The 9,916-nt window shown below is 68.2% G+C and carries 9 protein-coding genes; 1 reads left to right on the top strand and 8 read right to left on the bottom strand.

The features are described 5' to 3' along the window. Nucleotides 1-75: 75 nt before the first annotated feature. The 6 genes from B1A78_RS18110 to B1A78_RS18085 all read right to left on the bottom strand — a co-directional run bounded on the left by B1A78_RS18110 (nt 76) and on the right by B1A78_RS18085 (nt 6,674). A complete protein-coding gene (locus tag B1A78_RS18110) occupies nt 76-804 on the bottom strand; it encodes a rhodanese-related sulfurtransferase (protein WP_077148307.1) in 729 nt (242 codons plus the stop codon). A 255-nt stretch (nt 805-1,059) separates the two neighbouring features. Then, complete coding sequence (locus tag B1A78_RS18105; protein WP_077148306.1) at nt 1,060-3,081, bottom strand: GMC family oxidoreductase N-terminal domain-containing protein; 2,022 nt, start codon at nt 3,079-3,081, stop codon at nt 1,060-1,062. 83 nt (nt 3,082-3,164) lie between these two features. Beyond that, a complete protein-coding gene (locus tag B1A78_RS18100; protein WP_077148305.1) occupies nt 3,165-3,659 on the bottom strand; it encodes a hypothetical protein in 495 nt (164 codons plus the stop codon). A gap of 71 nt (nt 3,660-3,730) precedes the next feature. Further along, entirely contained in the window at nt 3,731-4,153 is a 423-nt protein-coding gene (locus B1A78_RS18095) for a VOC family protein (RefSeq protein ID WP_077148304.1), read from the bottom strand. Between the two features lie 68 nt (nt 4,154-4,221). Next, a complete protein-coding gene (locus B1A78_RS18090; RefSeq protein WP_077148303.1) occupies nt 4,222-4,581 on the bottom strand; it encodes a GFA family protein in 360 nt (119 codons plus the stop codon). Beyond that, the gene (locus tag B1A78_RS18085; RefSeq protein ID WP_077148302.1) at nt 4,578-6,674 is read right to left on the bottom strand and encodes a malate synthase G; all 2,097 of its coding nucleotides are present in this window, start codon (nt 6,672-6,674) and stop codon (nt 4,578-4,580) included. The genes B1A78_RS18090 and B1A78_RS18085 overlap by 4 nt, the downstream gene beginning before the upstream one ends. A gap of 131 nt (nt 6,675-6,805) precedes the next feature. Here B1A78_RS18085 and B1A78_RS18080 point away from each other — a divergent pair, with 131 nt between their 5' ends. Continuing rightward, nucleotides 6,806-7,477, top strand: a complete 672-nt coding sequence (locus B1A78_RS18080; protein WP_083734292.1) for a spermidine synthase — start codon at nt 6,806-6,808, stop codon at nt 7,475-7,477. On the opposite strand, the gene B1A78_RS18075 is transcribed toward B1A78_RS18080, so the two are convergent. Continuing rightward, the gene (locus tag B1A78_RS18075; protein WP_077148309.1) at nt 7,474-8,835 is read right to left on the bottom strand and encodes an efflux transporter outer membrane subunit; all 1,362 of its coding nucleotides are present in this window, start codon (nt 8,833-8,835) and stop codon (nt 7,474-7,476) included. The genes B1A78_RS18080 and B1A78_RS18075 overlap by 4 nt on opposite strands. Next, entirely contained in the window at nt 8,835-9,911 is a 1,077-nt protein-coding gene (locus B1A78_RS18070) for an HlyD family secretion protein (RefSeq protein ID WP_077148308.1), read from the bottom strand. The genes B1A78_RS18075 and B1A78_RS18070 overlap by 1 nt, the downstream gene beginning before the upstream one ends. Nucleotides 9,912-9,916: the final 5 nt, after the last annotated feature.

The following is a 9,916-nucleotide window of genomic DNA, read 5'->3' as shown; positions in this document are numbered from 1 at the left end:
CCCCCCGGGAGAGGGGGGGGGGCGCGAAGCGCCGGAAGGGTGAGGGCGGACCGCCGATCGGTTTTTCCGCCTCGCCTATTCCTTCTCCCCCACCTCGACCAGCCCGTGCCCGACGCTCACCCGCTCGTCGAAGACGAAGCAGCTGCCGTGCCAACGGCTTTCCGCCTCGGGCACCTGTTCGAGATAGGCGAGAATGCCGCCCTTCAAATGCACGACATCGTCGACGCCCTCGCTGCGGAGGTACGCGGTCGATTTTTCGCAGCGAATGCCGCCGGTGCAGAACATCGCGATGCGCTTGCCGGCAAATTCGTCTTTGTGATCCTGCCACCAGCCCGGAAAATCGCCGAAGCTCTTCGTCTGCGGGTCGATCGCGCCGTCGAAGCTGCCGTAACCGACCTCAAAGCCGTTCCGCGTGTCGATCACTACCGTGCCGGGGTCGGCGATCACCGCGTTCCAGTCGGCGGGCGCGATATAGCGGCCGACGTCGCGCGACGGGTCGATGCCCGGCACCTTCATCGTCACGATTTCCCTCTTCAGCCGTACCTTGAGCCGTTGAAAGGGCATGGCGGCAGCGGTCGAATATTTGACGTCGAGATCGGCGCAATCGGGCAGCGCGCGGATATGCGCGATCACCGCGGCGATGCCGGCTTCGGGACCCGCGATCGTGCCGTTGACCCCCTCGCGCGCGAGCAGGAGCGTGCCCTTGACGCCCTCGGCCGCGCCAAGGTCGAGCAGGGGCTGGCGCAGCAGCGCGGGGTCGTCGAAGGGCGCGAAGCGATAGAGGGCGGCGACGGTGAAGGTCATGACTGGCCGCCCATAGCGGTTCGGGCTCGCAAGGGCAGCGCCATTTTTATCTCACGCAAAGACACAAGGAGGTGGCGGCCGTCTCGCCAACCTAAGCTTGTCGCCGTAGGCGACCATTAAAAGGCGCTCCGCGCGATCCTGTCACGCCGCCGCCGGTCGCAATTGCCCTCTTTGTGTCTTTGTGTGAGATTTTCCGTCTTCGTGCCTTTGCGCCTTTGCGTGAAACAAAATCGAGACCGCCCTCACGGCCATCCCTTACCGAAACGGATCGCCCCGCCCCGTCGCATAATGCGCCATCGCCATCGTCGTCCATTGCGCGTTGACGCGGATGCAGCTCGGGAAAGTGCTCGCGTCGGTGACAAGCACATTGGTCGTGCCATGCACCCGGCATTCGAGGTCGACGATGCCATATTCGGGATTCTCGTTGATCGCATTGCCGCCATGCGCATGGCTGCTCGACAGCGTCAGGTCGTCCTGCTGCCCGATCTCGGCACGGAAAAACGCGTCGATGTCCATGTCGGGCGTGACGGTCTTGCCGCTCGCCAGCGCGGGATAGCATTCGATCGCACCCGCCGCGAAATGCACCTTGGTCAGGGTCGCCATCGCATGGCGCAGCACCGGCAGGTCATCCTCGACGTCGAGGCGGAAATTGAGCTTGCCGTCGACCACCTGCCCGCGCCGGTCGGCGGGGAAGAGGATGCCCGCCGAATGGACGCGGCTGAAATTGCGCATCCGCGCGGCATGCGTGCCGAACCAGCCGGGCATCAGCGACGCCATCGCCATCGGCGGCTGGAAGTGGCTTTCGAGCAGATATTTGCCGCAGTCGACATAGCTCGACATCTGGTCCTCGTCCCACGCACTGCCGCCGACACCCTCGGGCATCAGCGCCACCACCGGCGAGGCGACGTTGAGCGAAATCTGATAGCCGGTGCCGGCGATGCCGCTCGCGTCGAGCAGCTTCGACGAGGCGATCGTCCCCCCCGCGACGACGACCCCGACGCGCGCGCGCACGATCCGCCGCGATCCGCCCGGCATCACCAGCCGCACCGCCTCGGCCTCGAGCTTGCCGTTCGCGGCCTCGCGCCACAATATTTCCTCGGCCTTGGTGTCGGGCAGGATACGCGCGCCATGGTCGCGGCACGCCTGCGGCAGATAGGTCTGCGCCATGCCCATGCGCCGGCCATAGGGGCAGCCCGAGTTGCAATAGCCGCAATAGGCGCAGGCATTGGGCGTGTTCGGCGGCCCGAAATTCTTGTCGAACCAGTCGGTAACCGCGCGCTGCTCGCGCGGGTCGGTCGAGGCCGCGGCATGCGCCTGCCAGCCCTTGATCAGATGCGTGCCATTGTGCCGCCCGCTGCGCGGCTCGGCGCGGCCGATGCCGAGCTTATCCTTCACCGCGTCATAGCTGGCATGAAAGGCGGCGGGGTCGATCGGCGCGCCGATGCTCGCCCATTTCGCGAGCACGTCGGGCGCGTCGGGATGCGTGCGGCCATCCTCGTTGACGCGCAGGCAGATGCCGTTGTTCACCGTCGACGACCCGCCGACGCAGCGCCCCTGGAAGATCACGAAATCGCTGTTGGTCGTCGTCTGCACCCCGCCATGCTTGTAGAGCGCCGCGATCATGTCGAGTTCGCGGTGCGTGATGCGCGGCGAGGGGTAAAAGGGCCCGGCCTCGACGATCAGCACCTTATAGCCCTGCGCCGCGACATTATAGGCCGCGACCGCCCCGCCCGCCCCCGAGCCGATGACCACGACGTCATACTCGTCCTCGAGCGTCGCGGCGTCGAGGACATGATCGACATGGATTTCGCGGCCCGCGACATCGGTGATCGGCATCTCGGGCGGATCGCTGCGGGTGCGGAATTTGGGCAGGGTGAAGCCGATCTGCCGATGCACCGGGTTCGCGACATTCGCGTCCTGTCCGGCATCGCGCGGCAGCTCGCCCCCCTCCCAATAGCCGTAGTAGCAGGCGTAGATGATGCCGCGCAGCCGCGCCATGTCCTGGAACAGGTCGAAATCGCTGTTCTGCAGCCGGTCGCGCACGCGTTCGGCGCGGTCTTCGACGTCGATCTCGACGAACACCGGCGCCAGCGCCAATTCGGTCATGTCGAGCGAGAATTGCAGCTCGTCGAGCTTGGTGCCGCCGACCTTGCCGAACAGCTCGGCGACATTGGCGACGACCTGGTCGGCCGTAATCACCATATCGACGCCGTGGAACAGCGCCTCGGTCAATGCCTTCAGAAATTTGAGCTGCCCGAAATTGAACGGTGCCGTCATCGCCCCTTGCCCCCTGCTGTCCCCGCGACCAGATGCGGGTTCATAGCGAGTGGTGGCAAGGACTTATTGTACGGGAACGGCAGTTATACGATGCCGTCGAAAACATCGTCGCGCCACGCCGCGCGCGCCGTCTCGTCGCGGGACGACATCAGATAGCGGCTCCACGCCGCGCTTTCATGCGCGACGATGCCGAGTTCCCAGACGCAGAAGGTCGGGCGGACGACACCGACGTCGGGCGGATAAGCGGCATCGAAAGGCTCGAATGCCGTCATGTCGCCCATGCGGTACCACACCGCCTCCCACAATTCGTTCGATCCGCGCCACACCGACGCGAGCAGGAAGTGGAAGTCGGCGCCGCAGCGGTGGACGATGACGAAACCGCAATCGCCCGCTTCGAGTTCGGCGGGGGCGTGCGCGGCAAACCAGGCATCGGCCTGCGCCGCCACCGCATCGGGCACCGGTGCGTCGGGCGCGGTCAGGTGATAGAGTTTGAGCGTCGCGCCACCCGTCTCGCGATGCACGACGAACCGCGCCTGCTTGGGATAATGGCGATAGGCGGGATCGACGGCGGTCGACATGGCGGACTCCCCTCTTTGTTCCTCCTATGTTCTACGCATCGCCTTGCCATCAGGCAACCATTGTTCGTGGGTCAGACCCCGAAACGCACCCGCCCCTCGGCATCGATCGGCCACGCCGGGTTCCACGCTATTTCCCACGCATGGTCGTCGGGATCGGCGACATAGCCGCGAACTCCACCCGGCGGCGGCTTGTCGGGCGCGCGCAGCAAGGTGCCGCCGGCCGCGAGCAGCCGGTCGATGACGGGCTGCACCTCGGCCTCAGACCCGACATTATGCGCAAGCGAGAAAGCGCCCGGGCGCCGGAGGCCGGTCCGGTTCATATCGGCTTCGAGCGATGCTTGCAGGAAGGTGCCGAGCATCAGCCCGTTCATCTGATAAAAGATGATCTCGTCATTCTCGAACACCGGGCGCCAGCCGAACCCCTCGACATAGAAATGCCGCGACGGTGCGAGCGCGGCGACGCCGAGCGTGATGACCGAGATTTGCTGCTGCATGGCTTGTCCTTTCGGACAGCCAACGCGATCGGCGCCGATGCCGTTCCGCGCGGCACCGCCGCCTTGTCTCAGTCCAGCCAGTCCCAGCCGTCGGCGCGGTGGCTGACGATCACCTCGCGCGGCGCGGGCAGATCGTCGATCAGCCCGCCGCGCAAACGCAGCACGTCCGGCAAATCGTCGCGGCGGCTGTACACCGGCGCGCCGCACCCCGAACAGAAGGCGCGATATTTTCCCGGCGAGCTTTCATATTCGCGCAACCTGTCGCGCGCCTCGAACCGGACGTCGGCGACATCGGCGAGCACCGCCACATTGAACGCGCCGCCATTCGCGCGGCGGCACTGGCCGCAATGGCATAGCACCACCTCGCCCACCGGCCCCGACCAGCGATATCGCGTCGCGCCGCACAGGCACGAGGCGGAGCGTGTCACGCCGCGGCTTTCTTCTTCTGGCGATAGGCGTGCAGCAGCGGCTCGGTATAGCCCGACGGCTGGGTCACGCCCTCGAAGATCAGCGCGCGCGCCGCCTGATAGGCGATGCCCTCGGGCGTCAGCTTCTCGTACAGCGCGTCGCCCGCGTTCTGCGCGTCGACCTTGGCCGCCATGCGGACCAGCGCGGCATCGACCTGCGCGGGCGTGCAGACGCCGTGGAGCAGCCAGTTGGCAAGCGCCTGGCTCGCGATGCGCAGCGTTGCGCGATCCTCCATCAGCCCGACATCGTCGATGTCGGGAACCTTCGAACAGCCGACGCCCTGGTCGATCCAGCGCACGACATAGCCCAAAATGCCCTGGCAATTATTGTCGAGTTCGCGCGTGACCTCGGCCTCGCTCCAGTTGCGCCCCGTGGCGACCGGGATGTTGAGCAGCCGGTCGAGCGAGGGCACCGCCTCGTCCGCGATCTCCTTCTGCCGCGCGAACACATCGACCTGATGATAGTGCAGCGCGTGCAAGGTCGCGGCGGTCGGCGACGGCACCCAGGCGGTGTTCGCGCCCGATTTCGGGTGGCCGATCTTGGCGTCGAGCATGCCGTGCATCAGGTCGGGCATCGCCCACATGCCCTTGCCGATCTGCGCCTTGCCCGAAAGCCCGCAGGCAAGGCCGATGCGGACGTTGCGGTCTTCATAGCTCGCGATCCAGTCGCTCGCCTTCATCTCGCCCTTGGGGATCATCGGACCGGCGCGCATGCTGGTGTGGATCTCGTCACCGGTACGGTCGAGGAAGCCGGTGTTGATGAACACGATGCGGTCCTTCACCGCGTGGATGCACGCGGCCAGATTGGCGCTGGTGCGCCGCTCCTCGTCCATCACCCCAACCTTGATCGTGTGGCGCGACAGGCCGAGCATATCTTCCACCGCGTCGAACAGCCGGTCGGTGAAACCGCATTCCTCGGGCCCGTGCTGCTTGGGCTTGACGATATAGATGCTGCCGGCGCGGCTGTTCTTGAGCGTGCCGAGGCCCTTGAGGTCATGGAGCGAACAGAGGCTGGTGAACACCGCGTCGCACAACCCCTCGGGCGCCTCGCTGCCATCGGCGAGCCTGACCATCGGGTTGGTCATCAGATGGCCGACGTTGCGCACGAACATCACGCTGCGCCCCGGCAGCGTGAAGGCAGCGCCATCGGGCGCGGTCCAGTCGCGGTCGGGCTCCATCGCGCGCGTGACCGTCGCGCCGCCCTTGGCGAAGACTTCGGTCAGGTCGCCGCGCATCAGCCCGAGCCAGTTCGAATAGCCCAGCACCTTGTCCTCGCCATCGACCGCCGCGACACTGTCCTCGAGGTCGATGATCGTCGTCAGCGCAGCTTCGAGCCGCACATCGGCGATGCCCGCCGGGTCGGTCTGGCCGATCGCGCTCGCGGGATCGATCACCAACTCGATGTGCAGGCCGTTATGCTTCAGCAGCAGCCCGCCGTCCTTCGTACCGACGAACTGGCTCGGATCGGCCAACTCGGGCGTACCGCCCGCCCAGTCGGCCCAGCTTCCCGATGCAAGCGGGACGGCCTCGTCGAGGAAGGCCTTTGCCCGCGCAATCACCTCCGTGCCGCGTGTCGCGTCATAACCGCCGGGCTTCGCGGGCGGCGCGTCGAGCGCATCGGTCCCGTAGAAGGCGTCATAGAGGCTGCCCCAGCGCGCATTGGCCGCGTTCAGCGCAAAGCGCGCATTGAGCGCGGGCACGACGAGCTGCGGCCCCGCCATCGTCGCAATCTCGGGATCGACATTCGCCGTGCCGACCTGAAAGGCTGCGGGTTCGGGGACGAGATAGCCGATCTCGCGCAGGAAGGCCTGATAGGCGGCCGGATCGTGCGGCTGCCCTGCCCGCTCGACATGCCAGGCGTCGATCTGCGCCTGCAGATCCTCGCGCTTCGCCAGCAGCGCGGCGTTTTCGGGCGCGAATTTTCCGAGGAGCGCCGCGAAGCCCGCCCAGAATTTGTCGGCGTCGAGCCCGGTGCCGGGCAGCGCGCGATCCTGCACGAAATCGACCAGCCGCGCATCGATCGACAGCCCGTGGCGGTCCAGAAATTCGGTCATCTAAGCACCCTTTGGTTCGGCGCGATCGCGCCAGTGGACCCGGGGAGGAAAGGGCCGCCGCCCTATGCCGCGAACGCGGCGCATTGGCAATGGGGGTGCAAAATCGTCCCGCCCGCCCCTATAGGCGCACCATGATACCCCGCACCCTTCTCGCCACCGCCCCCGTCCCCGGCGGCGACGCGCTGCGCCTGTTCCGGCGCGGCGACGAATATACGATCATGCTCGGCGGCAACGAGCTGATGAGCAGCCGGATGAGCGGCTCCGAAGAAGCGCTCGCCGAGATGAGCTGCGACCGGCTGCGGGCCGCTGCCGCGCCGCACCTGCTGATCGGCGGTTATGGCATGGGCTTCACGCTGCGCGCAGCGCTCGCGCGGCTCGGCCCCGACGCGCGGGTGACCGTCGCCGAGCTGGTGCCCGAGATCATCGACTGGGCGCGCGGGCCGATGGCGGGACTCGCCGCCGGCTGCCTCGACGATCCGCGCGTTGACCTGGTGCTGGACGATGTCGGCGCGGTGATCGGCGGCGCGCCGCGGCGATTCGATGCGATCTTGCTCGACGTCGACAATGGCCCCGACGGGCTGACCCGCGCGGGCAACGACCGCATCTATTCGCCCGCCGGCCTTGCCCGCGCGCGCGCCGCGCTGCGCCCCGGCGGTATCCTCGCGATCTGGTCGGCGGGTCCCGACGCGCGCTTCACCCGCCAGCTGAAAGACGCGGGCTTCATAGTCGACGAGGCCCAGGTCCGTGCGCGCAGCACCGGCAAGGGCGGCCGCCACATCATCTGGTTCGCGCATATCCCCTAAGTCGCGGGCGCTCCGCCGCCGAGCGCCTGGTAGAGCGCGACATAGGCGGTCATCCGCTCGGTCCGCAGCTGGATCAGTGCGAGATCGACGAGGAAGATCGCGCGCTGCGCATCGATCTGCTCGAGATAGGGCGAATAGCCGGCGCGATAGCGGTTCGTCGCATGGCGCAGCGTTTCGGCAACCGCGGCGCGCTGCGCGACGAGCGCCTGTTCCTGCGCGCCGATGCGGTCGATCACCGCGAGCTGGTCCTCGACCTCGCGAAAGGCGGTGAGCACGGCGCGGCGATAGGCGAAGGCGGCCTGGTCGCGCTGCGCGGTCGCGGCGTCGAACTGGCCCTCCAGCCGCCCGCCCGAAAAGATCGGCGCGAGGATGCTGCCCCCGATCGACCAGACCGAAATCGGATCGTCGAGCAGCGACGAGATCGCCGCCCCCGCCGACGCCGACAACCGGATTTGCGGCAGGAACTGCGCGCGCGCGCCGCGCAGATTGGCGTCGGTGGCGGCGAGCGCATATTCGGCCTGCGCGATGTCGGGCCGCCGGCGCACGAGGTCCGACGGCAGCACCCCCGGCACCACCGGCGTCACCAGCGCATCGAACGACGCGCCGCGCACGATCGCATGCGGCGCATCGCCGACGAGCAGCGACAGCGCATTTTCCTGCCGCGCGATTGCCGCCTCGATCGCGGGGATCTGCTGCTCGGTCGATCGATATTCGGCCTCGGCCTGGCTGAGCTCGAGCCGCGAGGTATAGCCCGCCTCGGCGCGGTCGCGCGCGATGCGCAGCGCCTCGCCGCGCGTTGCGAGCGTCTGGCGCAGCAGGTCGCGCCGTTCGTCGAGCGCAAGCAAGGTGATATAGCTGCTCGCGGTCGCCGCGCTCACCGACAGCATCGCCGCCTCGCGCGCCGCCGCGACCGCCGCGGCATTGGCGCGCGCCGCATCGACGCTCGCGGCGTTGCGCCCGAACAGGTCGATCTCATAGGCCGCCTGGAACGCCGGCTGCGCCGAAAAACTCTCGCTTGGCTGGCCGAAGGCGTTGACGCTGCGCGCCTCCGCCCCGGGCACGCTCGCCGACAAGGTCGGGAGCAGCAGCGAACGCGCCACCCGCTCCTGCGCGCGCGCCTCGGCCACCCGCGCCGCCGCGATGGCGAGGTCCACATTGTTCGCGCGCGCCTGTTCGACCAGCGCCGACAGCTGCGGATCGCCGAACCGCCCCCACCACGCGCTCTCGATTTCGCCGCTCGCCGCCGTCGGGGTGCGCCAGTCGGCGGGCGGCGTGACAAGGCTCGCCTCGGGCCGCGGCGTGATCGCGGGCGCACAGCCCGCGAGCAGCACGGGCAACAGCAGCAGCGCGCGCCGCATCACTCGCTCCCGGTGCGCACGGTCGCCACCACCGACATGCCGGGGCCGAGCCGTTCGGCGAGTTTCTGGTCCGGGTCGATGCGGATGCGCACCGCGATGCGCTGCGGCACCTTGACGAAATTGCCCGATCCCGTGTCGGGCTTGACGATGCTGAACTCGCTGCCCGCTGCGGGCGCGATGCTTTCGACCGTGCCCTTCAGTTCGGCGCCGCCGAGCGCATCGATACGCAGCGTCGCATGCTGGCCGACGCGGATCTTCGCGGTCTGCGCTTCCTTGAAATTGGCGACGACCCAGTGCCGCTGCGGCACCAGGTACATCATTTGCGTTCCCGGATTGACCAGCTGGCCGACGCGCACCGTCACTTCGCTGAGCTTGCCGCCACGCGGTGCCCGCACCACGGTGCGGTCGAGGTCGATATCGGCGAGCCCGCGCGCCGCCTTGGCATTTTCAACGCCGGCCTCGAGCCCGCTTCGCCCGACGGTGACCGAACGCACCTGTTCGAGCGCGATCTGGCGCTGCGCCTCGGCGGCGCGGACCCCGGCTTCGGCCTGGCGCAGCGCCGCGAGCGTCTGGTCGCGTTCGCGCAGCGATACGGACCCCGCGTCGACCAGCTCGTCGACGCGGCGCATGTCGGCCTGCGCGCGCTGCAACTGCGCACGCGCATTGGCAACCGCGGCGTCCTGCGCCTTGACCTGCGCTTCGGCCGAGCGCTGGCTCTGCTGGCTGTTGTCGAGGCTCGCGCTCTGCGCCGCGATATTCGCGGCCCCTTGCGCGACGCGCTGGCGATAGATGCTGTCGTCGATCCGCACGAGGACCTGCCCCGCCCGCACCGTCTGGAAATCCTGCACCAGCACCTCGGTGACATAGCCGCCGACCTGCGGCGCGATCACCGTCGTCTGGCCGCGGACATAGGCATTGTCGGTGGTCTGGCTCGACGCGCGAAACGGCGGCAGCCCCCAGGCGTAGAGCGCGGCGAGCACGCCCGCGAGGATGACGAGGCCGAACAGGATCATCCGCCGCGGCGAACGGTCGGGGCGCCAGCCTTCGGCGGGCTCGGCGGGTTCGGGCGCAGGCACATCGG

The organism is Sphingopyxis sp. KK2 (assembly GCF_001990265.1).
GTDB lineage: Bacteria > Pseudomonadota > Alphaproteobacteria > Sphingomonadales > Sphingomonadaceae > Sphingopyxis.
This window is presented reverse-complemented; position numbering and strand designations above follow the sequence as displayed.